The 23,573-nt window shown below is 48.8% G+C and carries 25 protein-coding genes and 1 pseudogene; 15 read left to right on the top strand and 11 right to left on the bottom strand.

The genetic code is table 11. The features are described 5' to 3' along the window. Positions 1-34 precede the first annotated feature (34 nt). Positions 35-598: a DNA-3-methyladenine glycosylase I gene (tag, locus tag PS053_RS13295; protein WP_059277702.1), complete on the top strand. Its 564-nt coding sequence runs from the start codon at positions 35-37 to the stop codon at positions 596-598. After that, positions 595-1,035 (top strand): N-acetyltransferase, encoded by a 441-nt coding sequence (locus tag PS053_RS13300; RefSeq protein WP_000617465.1) that lies wholly within the window; start codon positions 595-597, stop codon positions 1,033-1,035. The genes tag and PS053_RS13300 overlap by 4 nt, the downstream gene beginning before the upstream one ends. On the opposite strand, the gene PS053_RS13305 is transcribed toward PS053_RS13300, so the two are convergent. Next, positions 1,004-3,337 carry a molybdopterin guanine dinucleotide-containing S/N-oxide reductase gene (locus tag PS053_RS13305; RefSeq protein WP_256879260.1) on the bottom strand — a complete coding sequence of 778 codons (2,334 nt, stop codon included), beginning with the start codon at positions 3,335-3,337 and terminating at the stop codon, positions 1,004-1,006. The genes PS053_RS13300 and PS053_RS13305 overlap by 32 nt on opposite strands. Positions 3,338-3,489: 152 nt before the next feature. Here PS053_RS13305 and PS053_RS13310 point away from each other — a divergent pair, with 152 nt between their 5' ends. Together PS053_RS13310 and ghrB are read left to right on the top strand one after the other, a co-directional pair. Further along, complete coding sequence (locus PS053_RS13310; RefSeq protein WP_000747625.1) at positions 3,490-4,149, top strand: OmpA family lipoprotein; 660 nt, start codon at positions 3,490-3,492, stop codon at positions 4,147-4,149. A 103-nt stretch (positions 4,150-4,252) separates the two neighbouring features. Next, on the top strand, positions 4,253-5,227 hold the full coding sequence (gene ghrB / locus PS053_RS13315; RefSeq protein ID WP_000804993.1) for a glyoxylate/hydroxypyruvate reductase GhrB: 975 nt from the start codon (positions 4,253-4,255) through the stop codon (positions 5,225-5,227). A gap of 52 nt (positions 5,228-5,279) precedes the next feature. On the opposite strand, the gene PS053_RS13320 is transcribed toward ghrB, so the two are convergent. Then, positions 5,280-5,990, bottom strand: a complete 711-nt coding sequence (locus PS053_RS13320; RefSeq protein WP_002460072.1) for a DUF3053 domain-containing protein — start codon at positions 5,988-5,990, stop codon at positions 5,280-5,282. Between the two features lie 422 nt (positions 5,991-6,412). Between PS053_RS13320 and PS053_RS13325 the strand changes: the two genes are divergently transcribed. Together PS053_RS13325 and cspE are read left to right on the top strand one after the other, a co-directional pair. After that, positions 6,413-6,703, top strand: coding sequence for an HTH-type transcriptional regulator (locus PS053_RS13325; RefSeq protein ID WP_000455794.1), 291 nt, complete (start codon positions 6,413-6,415; stop codon positions 6,701-6,703). Between the two features lie 282 nt (positions 6,704-6,985). Next, entirely contained in the window at positions 6,986-7,198 is a 213-nt protein-coding gene (gene cspE / locus PS053_RS13330; RefSeq protein ID WP_000014594.1) for a transcription antiterminator/RNA stability regulator CspE, read from the top strand. 67 nt (positions 7,199-7,265) lie between these two features. On the opposite strand, the gene PS053_RS13335 is transcribed toward cspE, so the two are convergent. The 5 genes from PS053_RS13335 to PS053_RS13355 form a co-directional block, all read right to left on the bottom strand. Beyond that, positions 7,266-7,952 (bottom strand): hypothetical protein, encoded by a 687-nt coding sequence (locus PS053_RS13335; RefSeq protein ID WP_059271833.1) that lies wholly within the window; start codon positions 7,950-7,952, stop codon positions 7,266-7,268. Between the two features lie 151 nt (positions 7,953-8,103). Further along, positions 8,104-8,256 carry a type I toxin-antitoxin system toxin HokA gene (gene hokA / locus PS053_RS13340; protein WP_001135738.1) on the bottom strand — a complete coding sequence of 51 codons (153 nt, stop codon included), beginning with the start codon at positions 8,254-8,256 and terminating at the stop codon, positions 8,104-8,106. A 320-nt stretch (positions 8,257-8,576) separates the two neighbouring features. Next, entirely contained in the window at positions 8,577-10,646 is a 2,070-nt protein-coding gene (gene glyS, locus PS053_RS13345; RefSeq protein ID WP_059221279.1) for a glycine--tRNA ligase subunit beta, read from the bottom strand. Positions 10,647-10,655: 9 nt separating this feature from the next. Next, a complete protein-coding gene (gene glyQ / locus PS053_RS13350; protein WP_001168544.1) occupies positions 10,656-11,567 on the bottom strand; it encodes a glycine--tRNA ligase subunit alpha in 912 nt (303 codons plus the stop codon). A gap of 95 nt (positions 11,568-11,662) precedes the next feature. Next, on the bottom strand, positions 11,663-11,962 hold the full coding sequence (locus tag PS053_RS13355) for a YsaB family lipoprotein (RefSeq protein ID WP_059229187.1): 300 nt from the start codon (positions 11,960-11,962) through the stop codon (positions 11,663-11,665). A gap of 172 nt (positions 11,963-12,134) precedes the next feature. Between PS053_RS13355 and PS053_RS13360 the strand changes: the two genes are divergently transcribed. Continuing rightward, a complete protein-coding gene (locus tag PS053_RS13360; protein ID WP_256879259.1) occupies positions 12,135-13,130 on the top strand; it encodes an acyltransferase in 996 nt (331 codons plus the stop codon). A gap of 42 nt (positions 13,131-13,172) precedes the next feature. Here the strand turns inward: PS053_RS13360 and yiaB are convergent, their stop codons facing one another. Together yiaB and PS053_RS13370 are read right to left on the bottom strand one after the other, a co-directional pair. Continuing rightward, positions 13,173-13,514: an inner membrane protein YiaB gene (gene yiaB / locus PS053_RS13365; RefSeq protein ID WP_000858124.1), complete on the bottom strand. Its 342-nt coding sequence runs from the start codon at positions 13,512-13,514 to the stop codon at positions 13,173-13,175. Positions 13,515-13,770: 256 nt separating this feature from the next. After that, positions 13,771-14,595, bottom strand: coding sequence for a protein bax (locus PS053_RS13370; protein WP_032278861.1), 825 nt, complete (start codon positions 14,593-14,595; stop codon positions 13,771-13,773). A gap of 319 nt (positions 14,596-14,914) precedes the next feature. Here PS053_RS13370 and PS053_RS13375 point away from each other — a divergent pair. After that, positions 14,915-15,037, top strand: a pseudogene (locus PS053_RS13375) (alpha-amylase); the annotation flags it as partial. Between the two features lie 224 nt (positions 15,038-15,261). Next, positions 15,262-16,515 carry a valine--pyruvate transaminase gene (gene avtA / locus PS053_RS13380; protein ID WP_256879258.1) on the top strand — a complete coding sequence of 418 codons (1,254 nt, stop codon included), beginning with the start codon at positions 15,262-15,264 and terminating at the stop codon, positions 16,513-16,515. Between the two features lie 152 nt (positions 16,516-16,667). Here avtA and PS053_RS13390 read toward each other — a convergent pair whose 3' ends face one another. Next, on the bottom strand, positions 16,668-17,141 hold the full coding sequence (locus PS053_RS13390; RefSeq protein WP_001078801.1) for a 4Fe-4S binding protein: 474 nt from the start codon (positions 17,139-17,141) through the stop codon (positions 16,668-16,670). Positions 17,142-17,257: 116 nt separating this feature from the next. Then, entirely contained in the window at positions 17,258-18,073 is an 816-nt protein-coding gene (gene yiaJ / locus PS053_RS13395) for an IclR family transcriptional regulator YiaJ (protein WP_000516607.1), read from the bottom strand. A 217-nt stretch (positions 18,074-18,290) separates the two neighbouring features. Here yiaJ and yiaK point away from each other — a divergent pair, with 217 nt between their 5' ends. The 6 genes from yiaK (at position 18,291) to yiaO (ending at position 23,570) form a co-directional block, all read left to right on the top strand. After that, positions 18,291-19,289, top strand: a complete 999-nt coding sequence (yiaK, locus tag PS053_RS13400) for a 3-dehydro-L-gulonate 2-dehydrogenase (RefSeq protein WP_059215852.1) — start codon at positions 18,291-18,293, stop codon at positions 19,287-19,289. Between the two features lie 10 nt (positions 19,290-19,299). Next, on the top strand, positions 19,300-19,764 hold the full coding sequence (locus tag PS053_RS13405; protein ID WP_000576110.1) for a YhcH/YjgK/YiaL family protein: 465 nt from the start codon (positions 19,300-19,302) through the stop codon (positions 19,762-19,764). 22 nt (positions 19,765-19,786) lie between these two features. Next, positions 19,787-20,725 (top strand): DUF4862 family protein, encoded by a 939-nt coding sequence (locus PS053_RS13410; protein WP_256879256.1) that lies wholly within the window; start codon positions 19,787-19,789, stop codon positions 20,723-20,725. A 98-nt stretch (positions 20,726-20,823) separates the two neighbouring features. After that, a complete protein-coding gene (yiaM, locus tag PS053_RS13415; protein WP_025238106.1) occupies positions 20,824-21,291 on the top strand; it encodes a 2,3-diketo-L-gulonate TRAP transporter small permease YiaM in 468 nt (155 codons plus the stop codon). A gap of 2 nt (positions 21,292-21,293) precedes the next feature. Continuing rightward, entirely contained in the window at positions 21,294-22,571 is a 1,278-nt protein-coding gene (gene yiaN, locus PS053_RS13420; protein WP_000217170.1) for a 2,3-diketo-L-gulonate TRAP transporter large permease YiaN, read from the top strand. A gap of 12 nt (positions 22,572-22,583) precedes the next feature. Continuing rightward, complete coding sequence (gene yiaO, locus PS053_RS13425) at positions 22,584-23,570, top strand: 2,3-diketo-L-gulonate TRAP transporter substrate-binding protein YiaO (protein ID WP_000702695.1); 987 nt, start codon at positions 22,584-22,586, stop codon at positions 23,568-23,570. Positions 23,571-23,573 lie beyond the last annotated feature (3 nt).

Below are 23,573 nucleotides of genomic sequence, written 5' to 3' on the forward strand. Positions count from 1 at the left end.
AATTTTTACGATAGAGCACATAGCGAGGAAAAATATGGAACGTTGCGGTTGGGTAAGTCAGGACCCACTTTACATCGCCTATCACGATGAAGAATGGGGCGTGCCGGAAACCGACGGTAAAAAACTGTTCGAAATGATCTGCCTTGAAGGACAACAGGCAGGATTATCCTGGATTACCGTCCTCAAAAAACGTGAAAATTATCGCGCCTGTTTTCATCAGTTTGATCCGGTCAAGGTCGCGGCAATGCAGGAGGAAGATGTCGAAAAGCTGCTGCAAAATGCCGGGATTATTCGCCATCGAGGGAAAATCCAGGCGATTATTGGTAATGCGCGGGCATATCTGCAAATGGAACAGAACGGCGAACCGTTTGCTGACTTTGTCTGGTCGTTTGTAAACCATCAACCACAAGTGACGAATGCTACAACGTTGAGCGAAATCCCTACGTCAACTCCCGCCTCCGATGCGCTCTCTAAGGCCTTAAAAAAGCGCGGCTTTAAGTTTGTTGGCACGACAATTTGTTACTCCTTTATGCAAGCATGCGGTTTGGTGAATGATCATATTGTTAGCTGTTGTTGCCATCCCGGGAGCAAAGCATGATACGAGAAGCGCAACGTTCGGAACTGCCTGCAATCCTCGAGTTGTGGCTGGAAAGTACAACCTGGGGACATCCCTTTATAAAAGCAAACTACTGGCATGACTGCATTCCGCTGGTGCGTGATGCCTATCTCGCCAATGCGCAAAACTGGGTGTGGGAAGAAGACGGTGAATTTCTCGGTTTTGTCAGCATTATGGAAGGACGATTTCTGGCTGCGATGTTTGTCGCACCGAAAGCCGTCAGACGTGGTATCGGTAAAGCGCTGATGCTACATGTACAACAGCGCTATCCCCACTTATTACTGGAGGTTTACCAGAAAAACCAGCCAGCGATAGATTTTTACCATGCTCAGGGTTTTCACATTGTCGACTGTGCATGGCAGGATGAAACCCAGCTCCCCACCTGGATTATGAGTTGGCCGGCGGATCAAACGCCGTAAGCGGCAATACCGGGCCGGTGTATTTCTCCAGCCACGCCAACGCTGTATTCCCCGCACAGCCATTCCCCAGCCGCGAGCTGGGGAGGTCTTTAGTCAACACGTTCACCGCGCCGTTTTTACAAATACCGCCAGCGGTTATATCCAGATCCGGCCATGCTCCTTCATGAATACAAATAACGCCGGGTTTGATACCTTCGCTAATCACCGCTCCGGCAAGGATCTGTCCGCGCGAATTCCATACCCGTACCGTGTCACCATCTTGTATGCCGCGCGCCTGTGCATCTTCGGGATGAATGGTGACAGGCTCGCGGTTTGCCACCGCGTACAATTCGCGAAGTGAACTGTAATTCAGTTGACTGTGCAGACGATGCGCCGGATGGGCAGAAACGACTTGCAGTTGTTCCGGTTCGGCATTGCCCTGCCACTCATCCGGCTCCAGCCACATCGGATGCCCTGGGCAATCCGGGTAAGCGTAATCGGCAATACGTTGTGAGAAGATTTCAATCTTACCGCTGGCCGTTTTTAACGGATGCGCCTGCGGGTCACGACGGAAATCGGCAAAACGGATAAACTGTTTGCTGGCTGGATTTTCCGGCATCTCAATTAACTGGTTGGCTTCCCAGAACGCATCAAACGGCGGCAATTCAACCTGCTGATGTGCCCCACGTTGTCGGGCGACGTTATAAAACGTTTCCAGCCATTGCAGCTCACTTTTTCCTTCTGTAAAGCGCGCATAACCGCCCTTTTCCCAGCGCTCACTTAATTGAGCAAAGATATCGAAATCATTACGCGCTTCACCACGCGGCGGCACCACTTGTTTCATCGGTACCAGATGCTGGTTGCTGTAATCACCGGTCATGGTGAGATCGTTACGTTCAAACGACGTGGTCGCTGGCAGGACGATATCGGCGTGTTTCGCCGCCGCCGTCCAGAAACATTCGGATATCACCACCAGCTCCGGTTTTTGCCAGGCGCGAATCAGGCGATGAGTATCCTGATGATGGGTAAAGTTAGCACCGCCCGCCCACCAGATAAGGCGAATATCCGGGAAATGGCGATTCATGCCGTTGTGTTGGTATGCGCCGCCCGGGTTTTCTAACGCTTCAACGATGCGGGCGACAGGAATTTTATCCACCGCATCCGTACCGCCCGGTAAACAGCTCTGCATGGATGAAAGCACCGCAGAGCGGCGGGTCGGGTTGCCGCCATTGGCAAAATGGTAAGAAAGACCAAAACCGCCACCAGGCGTGCCAATTTGCCCGAGCATGGCCGCCAGCGTGACAATCATCCAGTGTTTTTGCTCGCCAAACTGCTGGCGCTGCATTCCCCATCCCGCCATCAGCATCGTGGTGTTTTGATGGAAAATAGCTGCCAGTTCGCGGATTTTCTCTGCTGAAACGCCACAAATAGTCGCCGCCCATTCAGCGCTCTTCGCTACGCCATCGTTTTCACCCAGCAGGTAAGAAGCAAAGATGTCGTAACCCGTGGTATAACGCGCCAAAAATGCCTCGTCATGCCAGCCGTTTTCCACCAGCGTATGAGCAATGCCTAACATCAGCGCAACGTCAGTGCCCATATGCGGTGCGATCCATTCCATTTTACCGCCAAAGAAATCGACGGTTTCCGATCGCATTGGATCAATGCAGATCAGCTTTTTCCCGCTATCGCGCAGTGCGGAAAAGTAAGCAAGCCCTTGCTCATCAGACGCATTCCACGCAATTTTCAGCGTATTTAGCGGATTGGCGCTCCACAACACCACCACATCACTATGTTCCAGAACCAGTGGCCAACTAGTCTGTTGTTGATAAACTTCATTCCCGCCAACCACATACGGCATGATGGCCTGCGCCGCACCTGTCGAATAATCTCCCAGATGCCCGGTGTAACCACCTGCCAGCGCCATATAGCGTTGTAACAAGGTTGACGCTTTATGCAGCACGCCGTTTGAACGCCAGCCGTAGGAGCCGGCAAAAATCGACGCTGGACCATAAGCCTCACGAATACGTTTATGTTGTTGGTGAATAAGATCCAGTGCTTCATTCCAACTGACGCGCACAAATTCATCCTGTCCCCTTACACCTTGTGGTTTTTCCGGCGATGTAAGAAAACCTTTACGTACCATCGGAAACCGCACCCGCGTGTTGCTATGAACCTGGTCACGAACCGCGCTCTGCAAGGAATTTTCTATTTTTGTCGTTAACACGCCACGTGAGCTGAAGACCGTTTCGCCGTCAGTTTCAACCACCATTGGCCCCCAATGGGCAGCAGTAAGAACAGAATAACGTGAGGATGAGTTGGCCAAACCGGAGGCTCCTGAAAGGTTAGATATATTGAGCAGTTAAATATTACTTACAAATTTCCGAGTATTCCCAGGAATAATCTTCATGTTCACACGGCATAATCTCCCGCCACGGAACCCGTGACAAAGAATAAAAAGGTCATTAAGGATTAACAATGAAGAAACGTGTTTATCTGATTGCCGCCGTTGTGAGCGGCGCTCTGGCGGTATCTGGCTGTACCACTAACCCTTACACCGGCGAACGCGAAGCGGGTAAATCCGCTATCGGCGCAGGTCTGGGCTCTCTCGTTGGCGCAGGCATTGGCGCGCTCTCTTCTTCTAAGAAAGATCGCGGTAAAGGTGCGCTGATTGGCGCAGCGGCTGGTGCAGCGCTGGGCGGCGGCGTAGGTTATTACATGGATGTGCAAGAAGCGAAATTGCGCGACAAAATGCGCGGTACCGGCGTTAGCGTAACCCGCAGTGGGGATAACATTATCCTCAACATGCCGAATAACGTCACCTTCGACAGCAGCAGCGCTACCCTGAAACCTGCGGGCGCTAACACGCTGACCGGTGTTGCGATGGTGCTGAAAGAGTACCCGAAAACTGCGGTTAACGTGATTGGCTACACTGACAGCACTGGCGGTCACGACCTGAACATGCGTCTGTCCCAGCAGCGTGCAGATTCCGTCGCCAGCGCGCTGATCACCCAGGGCGTGGACGCCAGCCGTATCCGTACTCAGGGTCTTGGCCCGGCGAACCCAATTGCCAGCAACAGCACTGCAGAAGGTAAAGCGCAAAACCGTCGCGTAGAAATTACCTTGAGCCCGCTGTAATCCCTTTCATGCCGGGTGGTGGTTTAATCACCCGGTATTCTTCAGTTTTCCTGCTTCATTTTCCAGGCTAAGGTGAAGGCCTTCTCAGCGAATGGAGAGAAACATGAAGCCGTCCGTTATCCTCTACAAAGCCTTACCTGATGATTTACTGCATCGCCTGCAAGAGCATTTCACCGTTCACCAGGTGGCAAACCTCAATCCGCAGACTATCAAACAAAATGCAGAGATTTTTGCCGAAGCCGAAGGTTTACTGGGTTCAAACGAAAATGTTGATGCTGCATTGCTGGAAAAGATGCCGAAACTGCGTGCCGCCTCAACGATCTCCGTAGGCTATGACAATTTCGATGTCGATGCGCTTAACGCCCGTAAAATCCTGCTAATGCATACGCCAACCGTATTAACAGAAACGGTAGCCGATACACTCATGGCGCTAGTACTGTGCACAGCACGTCGGGTTGTGGAAGTCGCAGAACGCGTAAAAGCTGGCGAATGGACCGCAAATATTGGCCCGGACTGGTACGGCACCGACGTTCACCATAAAACACTGGGCATTGTCGGAATGGGACGGATTGGCATGGCGCTGGCGCAGCGAGCGCATTTTGGCTTCAATATGCCGATTCTCTATAACGCGCGTCGCCACCATAAAGAAGCGGAAGAACGCTTTAACGCCCGCTATTGCGGTCTGGATACTCTGTTACAAGAATCAGATTTCGTCTGCCTGATTCTGCCGCTAACGGAAGAAACCCATCACCTGTTTGGCGCTGAACAATTCGCCAAAATGAAACCCTCTGCCATCTTCATTAACGCAGGCCGCGGTCCGGTCGTTGACGAAAATGCGCTAATCGCGGCGTTACAGAATGGAGAAATTCATGCCGCCGGACTGGATGTTTTTGAACAGGAGCCGCTACCAATTGATTCTCCATTGCTCTCTATGGCAAATGTTGTCGCAGTTCCACACATTGGATCTGCCACTCATGAGACGCGCTATGGCATGGCGGCATGTGCCGTGGATAATTTGATTAATGCGTTACAAGGAAAGGTTGAAAAGAACTGTGTGAATCCGCACGTCGCGGGGTAAACCGCGACCGTATGAGTAAAAGCCCGATAATTTTCTCGGGCTTTTACTATTTTTATTGCGTTGCAGTGACGGCTGCGGTCCAGGCCTGATTAAACGCCTGATGCTGTGCCGGTAATGGCGCAATCAGTTTGTTATATTCACTTGCCTGCTGAGACGTCGGGAACTGGATGCCATTTGATACAAAACTCACCTGAGTGCCTTGCTGGGAAATATAATCCCCAACCATCACCAGTTGTTGTGTGAAGGTTTGTGCCGCCGGAATCAACGGCTGCAAAGCATCTGCCGGGGTTGTCACCACTTTGGTGAATGCCTGATCAAACACGGGTTTCAGATCATCAGCCTGTTTCAACGCGGAATGCGCGGCGTCTGCCTGTAACTTCGCATTTTGCAGCTGCTGCGCCAGCACGCCTAACGAACCGTTCATTTCACGCAGTGGGCCACTTTGTGTAACGTAATCCTGCGGTACGCGAATTGCGTTAACGCTGTCTACAACCGGACGCAGACCGGAATCCATCGCCTGATTCACCTGCTGAGAATAGCCATACAGAATCGCGTAATCAGAGACAAAAGGACCAAATTGTTTTTTCTGATCGGCAGTCAGGGTTGGTAGACGTTCGCCGCTACGCATCACTGTATTCTGCAGGAAGTCGATAAACGCTTTGCGCTGATCGCCTTCTTTATCAAAACACCCACTCAGGCTAACTACCATTAATAACGCCGCAAGAGGCGCAAACCAGCGAGAGCAGGACTTTCCTGTCGCCATTTTCTTACTCCTTTCACCCAAAAAAAGCGCACAACGACACACGCGTGTCTGACGTGACAAGGATAGTCCAGGACAGGCTTGCAGGATACCCTTTCTGCATAATCTTCCAGGGAAAATTACATGACATGTCGCAGAAACATTATTTGTTTATTTATTGTTAAAAACATCAGGTTATTCTGCTTCCGGGCACTCTCTAGCCGTCGAATATAATATTTCGAAATCTTTACAATCGGATTTGCTCAGGTAGAGATAGCCGCACTTTTCAGATCGTTAGGACACGACTCATCACTGTTGCTATCGGGCTGAATCGAATCGTGGCGCTCCCACGCTTAATTTTCCACCACCTCGCCTGTTTTTCCCGGCTATTCTTAATGAGCTTCGATGAAATTCACGATCCCGCAGTGTGATTTGAGGAGTTTTCAATGGAATACAAAGATCCAATGCATGAGCTGTTAAGCAGCCTTGAACATATTGTTTTTAAAGATGAAACACAGAAGATTACCCTGACACACAGACCAACGCCGTGTACCGAGATTGAGCAACTACGTAAAGGAACAGGGCTAAAGATTGATGATTTCGCCCGGGTTTTGGGTGTATCAGTCGCCATGGTGAAGGAATGGGAATCCAGACGCGTGAAGCCTTCCAGTGCCGAACTAAAACTTATGCGCCTGATTCAAGCCAATCCAGCATTAAGTAAGCAATTGATGGAATAGACTTTTATTTCATTTTTTGATGATAACGGTCCTGATGACAGGGCCGCTTTCCGACCAATTAATCATAGATTTGAAAAATAAATGTTGCATAACCCTCCGATGCGTGGCTTAATGCACATCAACGGTTTGACGTACAGACCATTAAAGCAGTGTAGTAAGGCAAGTCCCTTCAAGAGTTATCGTTGATACCCCTCGTAGTGCACATTTCCTTTAACGCTTCAAAAATCTGTAAAGCACGCCATATCGCCGAAAGGCACACTTAATTATTAAAGGTAATACACTATGTCCGGTAAAATGACTGGTATCGTAAAATGGTTCAACGCTGACAAAGGCTTCGGCTTCATCACTCCTGACGATGGCTCTAAAGACGTGTTCGTACACTTCTCTGCTATCCAGAACGATGGTTACAAATCTCTGGACGAAGGTCAGAAAGTGTCCTTCACCATCGAAAGCGGCGCTAAAGGCCCGGCAGCTGGTAACGTAACTTCTCTGTAAGTTTAAGCCGCTAAGAATTCGAATCCCTGCCCTCGGGCGGGGATTTTTTTGCCTGCGATTTGCCTTCTTAATAAGAGAGATGGATTTCTTTCGGTACCGTATAACGGTGCGTCGTAGAGTCAAAATTTACAACCCAGCGTTTATCTATCTTTTTACCCGCCAAAATGCCTGTGGTGTGGATATTCATCTCAGGGTAACTGGCTGAGCTCCTGCCATTAAAGGTGACATCAGTCCGGAGATTGTCTATCAGGCATTCACTCTGCGAATCTTCACAAAGAGCCTCATTGTTCGAAAAAACAGGTAGCGATGCGACTTCAACCAACTCATTCTTAATTGGCAAATAATAGCGGTAAAGTAGTTGTTGGACTCCCTGCCAGTTATAGCGCTCTTCGAGTCTGACCGCGGAATGTTTTCCTATGTAGAGGGGGCTGGCCTCGCCGGATGCACCATACCGCCCACCACTTTTAACACTGGCTGACACAATCACGTTATCACCTTTCAAATACCATATATCAAAATACCCAGAATTGCCGCCAGCTCGATGCTTATCATCACCAACTCCGCACATCACCACAACATCCGGCCTGGGCCTGGAAGGGTCTCTCAGACAGACATAATAAATAAAGCCGGGATTATCCACTCTCGACCAGGCAGTGGCTGGCAGCTTATGTTGTCGGGATGGAACTAACTGATAATGCGGTGCCAGTGCAGGCGGTAAGTGAGCTGTTACCGTCGAGGAGAACAGTGCAAGCATTATTCCTGATAGGCGTGATAACAATGAGGCTCTGGAAAACATGATGGTATAACTTCCCTGATTGGATTAACTATCATTCTTAATGATAAAGGGTGCATTGAAAATGCATCACACCGCAAGAAAGGCGGGAATAACTTCCCGCCGAAGACTCTTACTCTTTCAAATTGCAGGCTAAAAACGCCGCCAGCTCATAACTCCCCTGTTTAATATGCAATTCACACAGTGAATCTCTTATCATCCAGGTGAAAAATAAAAGCGTGAAACAAATCACTATTAAAGAAAGCAATCTATATTTCTGCGGCATTCCCAGCCCCCTGTGTTGATTTCCAACGAGTAAGAGGCTAACCTTATGGTGTTCAGGCATAGGGTAGCCTCACTTTGATTTATAGTCAGGTGGGGCTTTTCTCTGTCTGCCTTTCGGTGATACCTGAGACAAACAGTCTCAAGCACCCGTGGCTATTCTAGCTTAATAAGCTCGTTTCTTCTCCTTGATATAATCCTAAAAAAATCGCATAAAATTAATATATGAGATAATCTTTATTCAGCAGAAGATTATTAAAGGTTGCTGTATTATTTAGCGATAAAAAAGCCTGCCAGATGGCAGGCTATTTAATAACGGCGTTATTACTGCAACAGCGAAATATCCGCAACGCGCAGGAATAATTCGCGCAGTTTTTCCAGCATGGTCAGACGGTTGATACGCAGTTCCTTGTCATCAACCATAACCATCACTTTATCGAAGAAAGCATCAACCGGCTCACGCAGTTCAGCCAGCTCGACCAGTGCATCCTGGTAACGACCTTCCGCGAAGTACGGCTCCAGCTTGTCGCGCAGTACAACCACCTGCATCGCCAGTTTAATTTCTTCCGGCTCTTTCAGGGTAGAGGCGTTCACACGATCGCTCAGCACTTCGTCTGATTTCGCCAGAATGTTGGAGACACGCTTATTCGCCGCCGCCAGTGCTGCCGCCGCGTCCAGAGTACGGAAGTGCGATACCGCCTTCATACGGGCATCGAAATCTGCCGGACGAGTCGGACGACGCGCCAGAACGGCCTGAATGGTATCAACAGTGTAACCTTCATCCTGATACCAGGCACGGAAACGACCGAGCATAAAGTCGATAACATCATCAACCACGTTGGCGTTGGTCAGCTTATCACCGTACAAGCGCACCGCTTCTTCGGTCAGCGTTTGCAGGTCAAGATTGAGGTTCTTCTCGACGATAATACGCAACACGCCAAGTGCCGCACGACGCAGCGCAAACGGGTCTTTGTCGCCTTTCGGATGCTGGCCGATGCCGAATATGCCCGCCAGGGTGTCCATCTTGTCAGCAATCGCCAAAGCGCAAGCTACCGGGTTAGAGGGCAGAGCATCACCAGCAAAACGTGGTTGATACTGCTCATTTAACGCCACTGCCACATCTTCCGCTTCGCCATCGTGACGTGCGTAGTGCATCCCCATTACGCCCTGAGTGTCGGTGAACTCGAAGACCATGTTGGTCATCAGGTCGCACTTGGAGAGCAGGCCCGCGCGGGTAGCGTGATTAACATCGGCACCAATCTGTTCGGCAATCCAGCCCGCCAGCGCCTGGATGCGATCGGTCTTGTCGCGTAGTGTCCCCAACTGTTGCTGGAACAGTACGGTTTGCAGACGCGGCAGATTATCTTCCAGACGTTTTTTACGGTCGGTATTAAAGAAGAACTCGGCATCTGCCAGACGTGGGCGAACAACCTTCTCGTTACCAGAGATAATTTGCTGCGGATCTTTCGATTCGATGTTGGCAACGAAGATAAAATTCGGCAGCAGTTTGCCGTCGTTCGCATACACCGGGAAGTATTTCTGGTCGCCTTTCATGGTGTAAACCAGTGCTTCAGACGGCACTGCGAGGAATTTCTCTTCGAATTTCGCCGTCAATACAACCGGCCATTCCACCAGCGAAGCCACCTCTTCCAGCAGGCTTTCGCTTAAGTCAGCGTTACCGCCAATATTACGCGCCGCTTCTTCGGCATCGGCTTTGATCTTCGCCTTACGTTCTTCGTAATCAGCGATGACTTTACCGCGCTCACGCAGAATTTCTGGATACTGATCGGCGTTGTCGATAGTGAATTCCGGCTCGCCCATAAAGCGATGACCACGAATCACGCGATCGGCCTGAATCCCCAGAATGGTTGCCGGAATAACTTTATCGCCCAGCAGCAAAGTTACGGTATGCACCGGACGCACAAAATGCACGTCAGATGCGCCCCAACGCATCAGTTTCGGGATCGGCAGTTTTGCCAGCGAGGTAGCGACCATGTTCGGCACCAGCGCTTCAGTGCTTTCACCCTTCACATGGGCGCGATACAACAGCCATTCGCCTTTGTCAGTGGTCAGGCGCTCGGCCTGATCTACGGTGATCCCACAGCCACGCGCCCAACCTTCTGCTGCTTTGGTCGGATTACCTTCAGCGTCGAATGCCTGGGCAATCGCCGGGCCGCGTTTTTCGATTTCGCGATCGGGCTGTGCTTGCGCCAGATTAGCCACTTTCAGCGCCAGACGACGCGGAGCAGCAAACCATTGAACGGTGCCGTGTGCGAGGCCAGCGTTATCCAGCTCCGCAGTAAAGTTCGCAGCAAAGGACTCAGCCAGGCTGCGTAGTGCTTTTGGTGGCAGCTCTTCAGTGCCGATTTCCACCAGAAAAGTTTTCTCAGACATGGCCGCCTCTTACTTATCTTTGTTGCACATCGGGAAGCCGAGGGCTTCACGGGAAGCGTAGTATGCTTCTGCCACTGCTTTGGTCAGGGTGCGAATGCGCAGAATGTAGCGCTGACGCTCGGTGACGGAGATGGCTTTACGCGCATCCAGCAGGTTGAAGCTGTGGGCGGCTTTCAGAATACGCTCGTAGGCTGGCAACGGCAGCGGATTTTCCAGCGCCAGCAGTTGCTGCGCCTCTTTCTCGTACTGCTCGAAGCAGGTGAACAGGAAGTCCACATCCGCATATTCGAAGTTATAGGTGGATTGCTCCACTTCGTTCTGATGGAACACGTCGCCGTAGGTGGTTTTACCCAGCGGGCCGTCGCTCCAGACCAGGTCGTAAACGCTGTCTACGCCCTGAATGTACATCGCCAGACGTTCCAGACCGTAGGTGATTTCACCGGTAACGGGTTTACACTCCAGACCGCCAACTTGCTGGAAGTACGTGAATTGGGTCACTTCCATGCCGTTCAGCCACACTTCCCAGCCCAGACCCCAGGCGCCCAATGTCGGGTTTTCCCAGTTATCTTCTACGAAACGAATGTCGTGAATAGTCGGGTCCATGCCCAGCTCTTTCAAAGAACCCAAATACAGTTCCTGAATGTTATCCGGCGATGGCTTAATCACCACCTGGAACTGATAGTAGTGCTGTAAACGGTTGGGGTTTTCGCCATAGCGACCGTCGGTCGGACGACGAGAAGGCTGAACATAAGCAGCCGCCATCGGTTCTGGCCCCAGCGCGCGCAGACAGGTCATTGGGTGAGAGGTTCCCGCGCCGACTTCCATGTCCAATGGTTGAACAATGGTACAGCCCTGGCGAGCCCAGTAATCCTGTAAGGTCAGGATCAAGCCCTGGAAGGTCCTGGTATCAAACTTTTGCATATTATTTCGTGCTGGATACGTGTGGATTTAAAGGAAGGGATCAGTATACCCGCTGGATGGAAGATATACAGTACGAAACGGGAAAAAGGCAGGTCTTAACGCATGGAAAGATGCAAAAAATGGCCATCCGCGTCAAAAGAACAGACAAACTGCTCTTTCCGAAAGGTATAGCCGCGCATTTCGTAGCTCCCCTGGAACTGTTCAAACACGGTGACGTCGATTTTTTGCTCACCGGTGTTATACCGTTTTGTCGCCTGACCTTTGCACAACGCTTCCATGTTCAACGAACGCAGTGGATCAACTTTTACCCGTTGTGCTTTCTGTTCGGGTGGCGGTGTCGAACATCCCACTAGCACAATGAGCGCCATTGCTGGAAAGAAATCCTTCATCATCATTAAATTACCGTCTGGTTTGCAGGTGAGTCTTATTATTAAGATCGGTATAGTGGCGGAATCTTACGAATTTCCTCAAGCCTCTATAAGCTGTAGTGACAAAACTCGGATTATTCCAGTGCGCCAGCCGAATGATTTATCGGCCAGACTTTTTTAACCAGATACAGAGATACTGATGCAACCCAAAATCTACTGGATTGATAACCTGCGAGGGATAGCCTGTTTAATGGTGGTGATGATTCACACGACCAGTTGGTATGTGACGAATGCCCATAGCGTTAGTTCTCTGAGCTGGGATATCGCGAATGTTTTAAACTCTGCATCTCGTGTCAGCGTACCGCTATTTTTCATGATTTCCGGCTATCTCTTTTTCGGCGAACGGAGTGCCCAGCCGCGTCATTTCTTACGTATAGGCATGTGCCTGCTGTTTTATAGCATCGTTGCGCTGATCTACATTGCGCTGTTTACCTCTATCAATGTGGAGTTATCGCTGAAAAACCTGCTGCAAAAGCCGGTGTTTTATCACTTATGGTTTTTCTTTGCGATTGCAGTAATTTATCTGATTTCACCACTGATTCAGGTAAAGAACGTCAACGGTAAAATATTGCTGGTGTTAATGGTAGTGATTGGCATCATCGCCAATCCCAACACGGTGCCACAGAAAATTGGCGGTGTTGAATGGTTACCGATTAACTTATATATCAATGGCGATACTTTTTACTACATCCTGTATGGCATACTGGGCCGCGCGATTGGGATAATGGACACACAACGAAAATCACTATCGTGGGTAAGCGTCTCACTGTTTGTGACGGGAGTATTTATTATCTCTCGCGGAACATTATATGAATTACACTGGCGCGGAAATTTTGCCGATACCTGGTATCTTTACTGTGGACCAGTAGTTTTTATTTGCGCAATCGCGTTACTGACTCTGGTAAAAAATACCCTTAACGTCCGTATGATTCCGGGCCTGGAGTTGATATCACGCCATTCGTTAGGAATATATGGTTTTCATGCATTAATTATTCACGCTTTACGCACCAATGGTGTGGAATTAAAACAATGGCCTCTCCTGGATATTCTTTGGATATTTAATGTAACGCTGATAATCAGTTTATTGTTTTCAGTTCTTTTGCAGAAGATTGATCGCCGAAGACTCGTCAGTTAGTCACCATAAGCCTGATCAGATTTTTCCTTTCAGGCTTACTGATTATGCCGAGCGCATTAACTGAACCTGACCAAACAAGCAAACAAAGAAAGCAATAGGATATATCACCATTTCGAATGCATTGATTGGCGCATTTAACACACCAATGAATAACAATCCAATAGTAAGCAATGCAATCAAATGACAAATACGCGTAAATAATTCATCTAATTGCCCTAATTTTTCCGAACGAAGATAAGCATAAGTCGCAAATGTCCCGGTCATCAGCACACCGAGAAAATAGCCCTTACCACTTAACAGCGGGCATGAGCTCCATAACCCAACCATGTAAACGAATGCCCCAACAACAAATAATAGCTTTGCCACACTCTTTGACGTTTTCATAACGATCTCCCTATCCATCAGAGATACATTACGAGTAACCAACGAAAGACAAAACTGAAAAACACCATTAACAAATGATTTTCAGAATAAATTCATATTAAAAATTAATGAATCATCAATTTATATAGATGGTAATTATTCTCTACTCAACCAGGGAAAGGGATATTAAGACACATCTGGCAACGCAACACGGCTGCCTGATGAGAGCAAAAGCCTTATCCGACCAACAAGTCGAATAAGGCTCAAGGGAATGCAATTACATATGTGCAGCGATCAAGCGCTGGTTATCCTGGTACATCGCGAACAGGTAGTTGTTATAACTCTGTCCCTTCGTTGAATAACCTTTCAGCTTATGAATCATCGCTGTAGCGGTAATTTCCTGATCCGCTTTACGCAGTTGCGCGCGTGATTTGCGGAAAGACGCGTAAGCCGGATGCGTATTCAGGTTAGTGACGTAAGCACTCACCGATTCTTGTACAGAACTAAACTGAGAGTAACCCTTCACCTTACCCGGCGTATTGGGGCAGCGCCCTTTCATGCACTTCATGCCGAACAGATTGTTGTTGTTACGTGCCAGCTTAGACGTACCCCAACCACTTTCTGCCGCAGCCATCGTCGCCACCATACTGGTAGGAATAATGTCTACGCGTTCAAGCAGCGTATTCCATGGGATTTTTCGCGTATTACCAGACCACTTCACCTTGTAACGCCTGGCGATGTCTTGCAGACGCGCACGTTCCGCAGGCGACCATTGGCCCTGGTACTGTTTTGAAATCAGCCAGTTACGCTCCTCCGTGATAGCAGCATTTTGGCTGGTAATATAGGGCATTACAGTCCGGAGAAACGCCTTTTTCCTTGGTGTTCCGGAAGGGTATTTTCGCAAATCAGGAAGTGAACTGCTCTTTGCACTATTGCGAGAATACTCTTCTTTACTGCTTACCTGTTTACTACTGGTCTTCGTTATGTGGGACTTATGATTCGTTGTTGATGTGTGCGTCTTCGCTAACACCTCACTCGAAAACACCAGAGTGAGTAACATAAGAATCATCGCCCCATATCGTCGTATGGGAGTCAAAATCATCAGGTCTCCTGGTCGGATTTAATCATTCCAACACCTTATATTTTTCTCAAATTTGAGAGTTGAATCTCAAATCATATCAAAAATACCTATCAAGAGCACCCTCAAGGAATAGTCCAAATCTGAAACTATGTCACGCATTAACGATTCATAATGGCGCTAAATCGCAGAAAATGCGCGGTTTATCGCAAAAATCAGCCGTTTTTTGTATATGTGTACTCATCCTTACTTCTCACCCTGCTGGCTCATCGCTTAGGGATAAGTTTTGTCCGACCGATCACTGGCAAACTAACTGAAATCGCAGCATAAGGACTCATTCGCAATGAAGCTTGCCGCCTGTTTTCTGGCACTTCTGCCCAGTTTTACCATTGCTGCCAGTTGGAGTTCCCTGAGGTTTCCCGCCTTTGACGAAGGGGGAGCGGGAACCTTTGTCAGCCATGCACAACGAAAAAACCAGGCCAGCGCCGCACTTGTTGAAGCAGGGCAACAATAGCTTTTCCGGCTTCCTGCATATCAGTACGTCAGGAAGCCGCTGTCAGAATAAAATACCAGGCACGGAAAAATCCTTAGCATAACGCGTCAATGCCTCTGCAATAGCCGAATTTGCACCCCGGCAAATGTAGCGTTATTGTTACCTTCCTTGCTTCAGAGTTCGAATGATATCCCGCTATGACATTCTCCCTTTTTGGTGACAAATTTACCCGCCGCTCCGGCATTACGCTGTTGATGGAAGATCTGAACGACGGTTTACGCACTCCCGGCGCGATTATGCTTGGCGGCGGAAACCCGGCGCAGATCCTGGAAATGCAGGATTACTTCCAGACGCTACTGACCGACATGCTGGAAAGCGGCAAAGCAACGGATGCGCTGTGTAATTATGACGGCCCGCAGGGGAAGACTGAGCTACTGTCGCTGCTTGCAGGAATGCTACGTGAGAAGCTGGGCTGGGATATCGAACCACAAAATATTGCACTAACAAACGGCAGCCAGAGTGCGTTTTTCTACTTATTTAATCTGTTTGCCGGACGCCGCGCCGACGGTAGCATCAAGAAGGTGTTGTTCCCGTTGGCGCCGGAATACATCGGCTACGCAGATGCCGGACTGGAAGAGGATCTGTTCGTCTCTGCGCGCCCGAATATTGAACTGCTGCCAGAAGGCCAGTTTAAGTATCACGTCGATTTTGAGCATCTGCACATTGGCGAAGAAACGGGGATGATTTGCGTTTCCAGACCAACTAACCCAACGGGAAATGTGATTACTGACGAAGAGTTGCTGAAGCTGGATGCGCTGGCGAATCAACACGGTATTCCGCTGGTGATTGATAATGCCTATGGCGTACCGTTTCCCGGCATCATTTTCAGCAAAGCACGTCCGCTGTGGAATCCCAACATAGTGCTGTGCATGAGTCTTTCCAAGCTGGGCCTGCCAGGTTCGCGCTGCGGCATTATTATCGCCAATGAAAAAATCATCACCGCCATCACCAATATGAACGGTATTATCAGCCTGGCACCCGGCGGTATTGGTCCGGCGATGATGTGTGAAATGATTAAGCGAAACGATCTACTGCGCCTGTCTGAAACGGTCATCAAGCCGTTCTATTACCAACGTGTTCAGGAAACTATCGCCATCATTCGCCGCTATTTACCGGAAGATCGCTGCCTGATTCATAAACCCGAAGGGGCAATTTTCCTCTGGCTATGGTTTAAAGATTTGCCCATTACCACCGAGCAACTCTATCAGCGCCTGAAAGCGCGCGGCGTGCTAATGGTACCGGGGCACAATTTCTTCCCAGGTCTGGATAAACCGTGGCCGCACACGCATCAATGTATGCGCATGAACTACGTCCCAGAGACGGAGAAAATTGAAGCAGGCGTGAAGATTCTGGCGGAAGAGATTGAACGCGCCTGGGCTGAAAGCCATTAAAAATGGCCTGATGCGCTACGCTTATCAGGCCTACATAATTTCTGCAATATATTGAATCTGGAAGACTTTGTAGGCCGGATAAGGCATTTACGCCGCATCCGGCATAAACAAAGCACACAATTCCTGCGTTAAAAAAACGCCGGAAAAACGTTTCAGACAGGCTGCTGTCGTAGCCGATTCCGCTGCACTTTCTCAACATCCACACACTGCAATGCATGCGTCGGGCAGGCTTCAACACAAGCAGGTCCCGCCGCCCGATGCCAGCAGAGATCACACTTAATCGCCCTCGCTTTTGTGCGCAATGAAACGACCTCCATTGCGCCAAACGGGCAAGCCAACATACAGCTTTTACAGCCAATACAGCGCGATTGTTCAACGAAGATATGTTCATGTTCGCGGCGAATAGCGCCCACAGGACAGACATTCGCGCATGGGGCATCTTCACACTGATGGCAGGCAACTGCCGTGGTCCAGGTATGATCTTTAATCACCCGAATACGCGACATAAACTCGTCAGGCGATAGCGCCGCGCAATCCTGATTTTCCTGATGCGACACGGCGCAGGCCACTTCACAGGTACGGCAACCAATACATTTCGTCGCATCTGCAATAATAAACCGGTTCATGATCGCTCCTTTGAACTAAAACAGCAGCGTGCCAGAGAGTGCGTCATTATTGCTTTGATCCAACAAAGGAAATGTTACGGTTTTGCCTCCTGTCCCATGCTTTGTGTGATCGCCCCCTATTCCCGAACGGTAAAACCCAACTCATTAGAGATAGCCTGCGCAGTTTCACGCAGTGGTTTCAGGAGATTTTTTTCTCCAACCTGCTTTAAACGCGACGTAGAAAGAGAAATAGACACGGCATACGGCACTCGCCCATGAATATCAAACACCGGAACAGCAATACAAGACACACCGAGTTCATTCTCTTCTCTGTCCATTGCCATACCGCTTTCACGAATTTGCGCCAGTTCATCGTACATCGCAGGCAGACCAGTAATTGTATTGCGAGTTAGCGGCTGGATCTCATTCTGATGATTTTCCCAATACGATTTCACATAGTCCGGGTGACCGAACGCCATATAAACCTTACCCATCGCCGAACAGTAAAGCGGCATATGCTGACCAATATACGCGCGAGTCCGCAGCATACCGGTGGTAGGTTCGAGTTTATAAATCAAAATAGCGTGGTCATCTTCACGGCTGGAGAAATTAATGGTTTCTCCAGTCGCAATATTGAGCGCCTCAAGATGTGGCGCGGCGATATGAATAATATTCAGCGACGACAATGCTTTTTGCCCGACAGCAATAAATTTAGTGGTCAGGCGATAACTACCCGCTGCAGGCGCGGTCGTCACATAGCCGCAGGATTGTAATCCCTGCAATAAACGATGGACTGTGCTTTTATTCAAACCAGCAAGTTCCGAGAGATACGCCAGTGGGCAACCGTTGGGATAATTACTCAAAATCTCAATCAACATCAAACCCCGAAATAAGCTCTGACTTCCGGCCGGGCGTTCTTTTTCCTGCGTCATCTCGTTCTCTTTTTTTCCCATCGTTTCCTTCCCCTTTTTGTCGCGCTCTGATGGTAACGCAAAGTGTGTCGTAGTTCACGATCTCGACAGATAATTCGTAACAAATTGATTTAAATGAAATTTTAAAAACATCGATCAGATTGCTTTGTTAAAAAGCGATCGATATATTTGAAATCAAGTTTCGCATATTGAAATTTAAAGACAAAAAAGCGATCAAAAAAAAACAAGGAGTCCAGGGATGAAAGTCACATTTGAACAATTAAAAGCAGCCTTCAATCGGGTATTACTTTCTCGCGGCGTTGATAGTGAAACCGCTGATGCCTGTGCAGAAATGTTTGCTCGCACCACCGAGTCCGGTGTTTATTCTCACGGCGTAAACCGCTTCCCACGCTTCATTCAACAACTGGATAACGGCGATATCATTCCTGACGCCCAACCTAAACGTATAACCAGCCTCGGCGCCATAGAACAGTGGGATGCCCAGCGTTCAATCGGTAACCTGACGGCGAAAAAAATGATGGATCGCGCCATTGAACTGGCGGCGAATCACGGGATTGGTCTGGTCGCATTACGCAATGCTAACCACTGGATGCGCGGCGGCAGCTACGGTTGGCAAGCGGCGGAAAAAGGCTATATCGGCATCTGCTGGACTAACTCCATCGCCGTTATGCCGCCGTGGGGCGCCAAAGAGTGCCGCATCGGCACTAACCCGCTGATCGTCGCCATTCCTTCAACTCCAATCACCATGGTCGATATGTCGATGTCGATGTTCTCTTACGGCATGTTAGAAGTTAACCGCCTGGCAGGTCGTCAGTTACCGGTCGATGGCGGCTTTGACAATGAAGGCAACCTCACCAAAGAACCTGCTGTAATCGAAAAAAATCGTCGCATTTTACCGATGGGTTACTGGAAAGGTTCTGGCATGTCGATTGTGCTGGATATGATCGCCACCCTGCTTTCCGACGGAGCATCCGTTGCCGAAGTTACCGAAGATAACAGCGACGAGTACGGTATTTCGCAAATCTTTATCGCCATTGAAGTAGACAAGCTTATCGACGGCGCGACCCGCGACGCCAAACTGCAACGCATCATGGATTACGTTACTACCGCTGAACGCGCTGATGAAAACCAGGCCATTCGTTTACCTGGCCACGAATTTACAACCTTACTGGCTGAGAACCGCCGTAACGGCATCACCGTAGATGATAGCGTGTGGGCAAAAATTCAGGCGTTATAAGGAAAAAGCCATGATCTTCGGACATATCGCGCAGCCCAATCCGTGTCGTTTACCCGTAGCCATTGAAAAGGCGCTCGATTTTCTGCGCGCTACCGACTTTAGCTCCCTGGAACCGGGCGTTGTCGAAATCGACGGCAAGAATATTTTTGCGCAAATTATCGATTTAACCACACGCGAGGTGCCGGAAAACCGCCCGGAAGTGCATCGTCGCTATATCGATATTCAGTTTCTGGCATGGGGCGAAGAGAAAATCGGCATCGCTATTGATACAGGAAATAACAAAATCAGCGAGTCACTATTAGAGCAGCGCGATATTATTTTTTATCACGATAGTGAACATGAATCATTTATAGAAATGATACCGGGCAGCTACGCTATTTTCTTCCCACAGGATGTACATCGACCGGCATGTAATAAAAATGCCACTACGGCAATACGCAAAATCGTGGTTAAAGTGGCCCTCGCTGCTTTATAAAAAATTATTACTGGAGCACATAATGAAAGCGAATAATGCCGGTTATATTATCGGTGCATATCCCTGTGCACCTTCTTTTCACCAAAGAAGTGAAGAGGAAGAGAAAGATTTCTGGCGACAATTATCTGATACCCCAGAGATTCGAGGACTGGAACAACCCTGTCTGGAAAACTTCCACCCGCTAGGTGACGAATGGCTGTTACGCCATACGCCGGAAAGCTGGAAATTTGTCGTAACGGCAGTGATGGAAACTATGCGTCGTCGTGGCGAAAACAACGGATTTGGTCTCGCCTCCAGTGATGAAGAACAACGCCAGGCTTGTGTGGCGTACTATCGTCATCTTTTACAAAAAATAAATAAAATCAATGCGCTTCAGGCAGATAAAGTTATTGCGCTTGAACTTCACGCCGCACCACTGGCAAGTAATCCCAATGTCATGCAGGCGACCGACGCTTTCTCCCGTTCACTGAAAGAAATCACCCGTTGGGACTGGCCGTGCAAACTGGTGCTGGAACACTGCGACGCCATGACGTCTGCCGCCCCCCGAAAAGGTTTTCTGCCTTTAGAAAATGTGCTGGAAGTCATTGCCGATTATGACATCAGTGTCTGCATCAACTGGGCGCGTTCCGCTATTGAAGGCCGCAATACCACATTACCGCTCATCCATGCTCAAATGGCAAAACAGGTCGGAAAGCTTGATGCCTTGATGTTCTCTGGTACTGCACTAAACGGCGAATATGGCGAATGGCAGGACCTACACGCGCCGTTTGCTCCTTTCTGTGCAGAAAGTCTGATGACGATAGATCATGTACGTGAATTATTTACTGTGGCAGAACCATCAAGATTGCAATTTTCTGGTATCAAATTATTAGAAATTCATGCTACAGCAAGTGTTCAGCATCGCATCAAAATATTACGCAATGGCATTCATTCAATGGATGAATCCTGGCAACGTCCTTAATTCATAAGCGAACTCTAATTATCTATTTTTCAATAACGACGACAAATACTCACCACATTTATCTATGACAATAGATTGCATAACAAGAAGGATGTGTTATGAAGCGAATACTCGAGGGCATACTTGCGATCATTATCGCAATACTGTCTTGCATTATATTTATAAATATAATTCTCAGATATGGATTCCACACAAGTATATTATCTATTGATGAATTATCTCGCCTTTTATTTATTTGGTTAACCTTTATCGGCACTATCGTTGCTTTTATGGACCACAGCCATGTGCAGGTGACATTTTTAGTCGAAAAACTTTCACCCGCCAATCAACAACGACTGTCGCTGCTAACCCACACGCTCATTTTATTGTTGTGCCTGGGTCTTGCGTGGGGCGCCATAGTCAAAACCTCCCAGGACTGGAGCAACCTATCTCCCATTCTCGAAGTACCTGTTGGCTTAATGTATGCCGCTGCGATTCCCACCAGCTTGATCATCGCATTTTTGGAAATGCGTCATCTGTACCGGCAATTAACAAACCATCCCAGCCATAAACAACAAGGAGTCTGACGATGACGGTCCTTATCTTTCTTGTCAGCCTGTTAGGTGCAATCGCTATTGGTATTCCCATCGCCTGGTCATTATTGCTTTGCGGCGTAGCCTTGATGTTCTGGATGGATATTTTTGATGTGCAGATTCTGGCGCAAACGCTGGTCAATGGCGCGGACAGTTTTTCACTACTCGCCATCCCCTTCTTTGTGCTGGCTGGTGAAATCATGAATGCCGGTGGCTTGTCGCAACGTATTGTCGACTTGCCAATGAAACTGGTAGGCCACAGAGCAGGGGGACTGGGTTACGTCGGCGTCCTTGCTGCAATGATCATGGCAAGCCTTTCCGGTTCTGCCGTTGCCGATACTGCTGCCGTCGCAGCGTTACTTGTACCAATGATGCGCCAGGCTAACTATCCGGTAAACCGCGCCGCCGGACTTATCGGTTCTGGCGGAATCATTGCGGCCATTATCCCTCCTTCCATTCCGCTCATCATCTTCGGCGTCTCCAGCGGACTCTCCATCAGCAAACTGTTTATGGCCGGGATTGCGCCAGGCATCATGATGGGCGTTACGCTGATGGTAACCTGGTGGTGGCAGGCAAAACGTCTTAATCTGCCTCGCCAACCAAAAGCGTCTGTGCAGGAAGTCTGGCAATCTCTCGTTTCCGGTATCTGGGCGCTGTTTTTACCCGTGATTATTATTGGCGGTTTCCGCTCAGGTTTATTCACGCCAACGGAAGCGGGTGCTGTCGCTGCGTTCTACGCCTTGTTCGTCTCGGTGGTGGTCTATCGCGAAATGACATTCGCCACGCTTTACCATGTATTGGTAAACGCAGCGAAAACGACCTCCGTGGTGATGTTCCTGGTAGCCTCCGCAGCGGTATCTGCATGGCTAATTACCATTGCTGAACTGCCGATGATGGTCTCGGATCTCTTACAGCCTTTAGTGGATTCACCGCGTTTATTATTCATCGTAATTATGCTCGCCATTATGATGATAAGTACGGTAATGGACTTAACACCTACCGTATTAATTCTTACACCTGTATTAATGCCATTAGTGAAAGAAGCGGGAATAGACCCTATCTATTTTGGCATCATGTTTATTATCAACTGTTCGATATCACTCATTACTCCCCCGGTTGGTAACGTCCTTAACGTCGTATGCGGAGTTGCGAAACTCAAATTTGACGATGCGGTAAAAGGCGTTGCGCCCTACGTCATGGTTTTATTCATGTTGTTAGCATTATTTATTTTTATCCCGGAGCTAATTACTGCTCCTCTTAAATGGATGAGTTAAAAGGAAAGCATAATGAAAATACGTTCTGTAACCTACGCATTATTTATTACCGGGCTGGCGGCGTTCAGCACCTCGTCTCTGGCGGCGCAATCTTTACGTTTCGGTTATGAAACCTCACAAACCGACTCACAACATATTGCAGCGAAAAAATTCAATGAATTATTGCAGGAAAAGACCAAAGGTGAACTGAAATTAAAGCTATTTCCTGACAGCACCCTCGGCAACGCGCAGGCAATGATCAGCGGTGTACGTGGCGGCACTATTGATATGGAGATGTCCGGTTCCAATAACTTTACGGGACTTTCGCCGATAATAAATCTACTGGACGTACCTTTCCTGTTCCGCGATACCGCCCACGCGCATAAAACGCTGGATGGTAAAGTCGGCGATGAACTGAAAGCATCCCTGGACGGAAAAGGCCTGAAAGTACTGGCGTACTGGGAAAACGGCTGGCGTGATGTTACCAACTCACGCGCACCGGTCAAAACACCTGCCGATCTGAAAGGTCTGAAAATCCGCACCAATAACAGTCCGATGAACATTGCGGCGTTTAAAATTTTTGGCGCTAATCCCATCCCGATGCCGTTTGCCGAAGTGTATACCGGGCTGGAAACCCGCACTATCGACGCTCAGGAACACCCGATCAACGTCGTCTGGTCAGCAAAATTTTATGAAGTACAAAAGTACCTTTCTCTGACGCACCACGCCTATTCGCCGCTTCTGGTGGTGATCAACAAAGCGAAGTTTGATGGCTTAACGCCTGAATTCCAGCAAGCGCTAATTTCATCTGCACAAGAGGCAGGCAACTACCAGCGCAAACTGGTTGCCGAAGATCAGCAAAAAATTATCAATGGCATGAAAGAAGCGGGCGTGGAAGTAATTACCGATCTCGACCGCAAAGCCTTTAGCGACGCGCTGGGTACTCAGGTCCGCGACATGTTCGTTAAAGATGTTCCGCAGGGCGCCGAGCTGCTGAAAGCCGTGGATGAGGTGCAATAAACC

Source organism: Escherichia albertii (assembly GCF_028622335.1).
In the GTDB taxonomy this organism is placed as follows: domain Bacteria; phylum Pseudomonadota; class Gammaproteobacteria; order Enterobacterales; family Enterobacteriaceae; genus Escherichia; species Escherichia albertii.

Excerpts from the sequence above, each read along its gene's own strand:
- PS053_RS13370 (WP_032278861.1), bottom strand. The coding sequence starts at position 14,595 with ATGATTTTGACTCCCATACGACGATATGGGGCGATGATTCTTATGTTA.
- glyQ (WP_001168544.1), bottom strand. The coding sequence starts at position 11,567 with ATGCAAAAGTTTGATACCAGGACCTTCCAGGGCTTGATCCTGACCTTA.
- hokA (WP_001135738.1), bottom strand. The coding sequence starts at position 8,256 with ATGCCGCAGAAATATAGATTGCTTTCTTTAATAGTGATTTGTTTCACG.
- ghrB (WP_000804993.1), top strand. The coding sequence starts at position 4,253 with ATGAAGCCGTCCGTTATCCTCTACAAAGCCTTACCTGATGATTTACTG.
- avtA (WP_256879258.1), top strand. The coding sequence starts at position 15,262 with ATGACATTCTCCCTTTTTGGTGACAAATTTACCCGCCGCTCCGGCATT.
- PS053_RS13320 (WP_002460072.1), bottom strand. The coding sequence starts at position 5,990 with ATGGCGACAGGAAAGTCCTGCTCTCGCTGGTTTGCGCCTCTTGCGGCG.
- PS053_RS13310 (WP_000747625.1), top strand. The coding sequence starts at position 3,490 with ATGAAGAAACGTGTTTATCTGATTGCCGCCGTTGTGAGCGGCGCTCTG.
- PS053_RS13300 (WP_000617465.1), top strand. The coding sequence starts at position 595 with ATGATACGAGAAGCGCAACGTTCGGAACTGCCTGCAATCCTCGAGTTG.
- PS053_RS13325 (WP_000455794.1), top strand. The coding sequence starts at position 6,413 with ATGGAATACAAAGATCCAATGCATGAGCTGTTAAGCAGCCTTGAACAT.
- yiaO (WP_000702695.1), top strand. The coding sequence starts at position 22,584 with ATGAAAATACGTTCTGTAACCTACGCATTATTTATTACCGGGCTGGCG.
- yiaJ (WP_000516607.1), bottom strand. The coding sequence starts at position 18,073 with ATGGGAAAAAAAGAGAACGAGATGACGCAGGAAAAAGAACGCCCGGCC.
- PS053_RS13360 (WP_256879259.1), top strand. The coding sequence starts at position 12,135 with ATGCAACCCAAAATCTACTGGATTGATAACCTGCGAGGGATAGCCTGT.
- PS053_RS13335 (WP_059271833.1), bottom strand. The coding sequence starts at position 7,952 with ATGCTTGCACTGTTCTCCTCGACGGTAACAGCTCACTTACCGCCTGCA.
- yiaM (WP_025238106.1), top strand. The coding sequence starts at position 20,824 with ATGAAGCGAATACTCGAGGGCATACTTGCGATCATTATCGCAATACTG.
- PS053_RS13405 (WP_000576110.1), top strand. The coding sequence starts at position 19,300 with ATGATCTTCGGACATATCGCGCAGCCCAATCCGTGTCGTTTACCCGTA.
- PS053_RS13390 (WP_001078801.1), bottom strand. The coding sequence starts at position 17,141 with ATGAACCGGTTTATTATTGCAGATGCGACGAAATGTATTGGTTGCCGT.
- yiaK (WP_059215852.1), top strand. The coding sequence starts at position 18,291 with ATGAAAGTCACATTTGAACAATTAAAAGCAGCCTTCAATCGGGTATTA.
- PS053_RS13410 (WP_256879256.1), top strand. The coding sequence starts at position 19,787 with ATGAAAGCGAATAATGCCGGTTATATTATCGGTGCATATCCCTGTGCA.
- PS053_RS13355 (WP_059229187.1), bottom strand. The coding sequence starts at position 11,962 with ATGATGATGAAGGATTTCTTTCCAGCAATGGCGCTCATTGTGCTAGTG.
- tag (WP_059277702.1), top strand. The coding sequence starts at position 35 with ATGGAACGTTGCGGTTGGGTAAGTCAGGACCCACTTTACATCGCCTAT.
- glyS (WP_059221279.1), bottom strand. The coding sequence starts at position 10,646 with ATGTCTGAGAAAACTTTTCTGGTGGAAATCGGCACTGAAGAGCTGCCA.
- yiaB (WP_000858124.1), bottom strand. The coding sequence starts at position 13,514 with ATGAAAACGTCAAAGAGTGTGGCAAAGCTATTATTTGTTGTTGGGGCA.
- cspE (WP_000014594.1), top strand. The coding sequence starts at position 6,986 with ATGTCCGGTAAAATGACTGGTATCGTAAAATGGTTCAACGCTGACAAA.
- yiaN (WP_000217170.1), top strand. The coding sequence starts at position 21,294 with ATGACGGTCCTTATCTTTCTTGTCAGCCTGTTAGGTGCAATCGCTATT.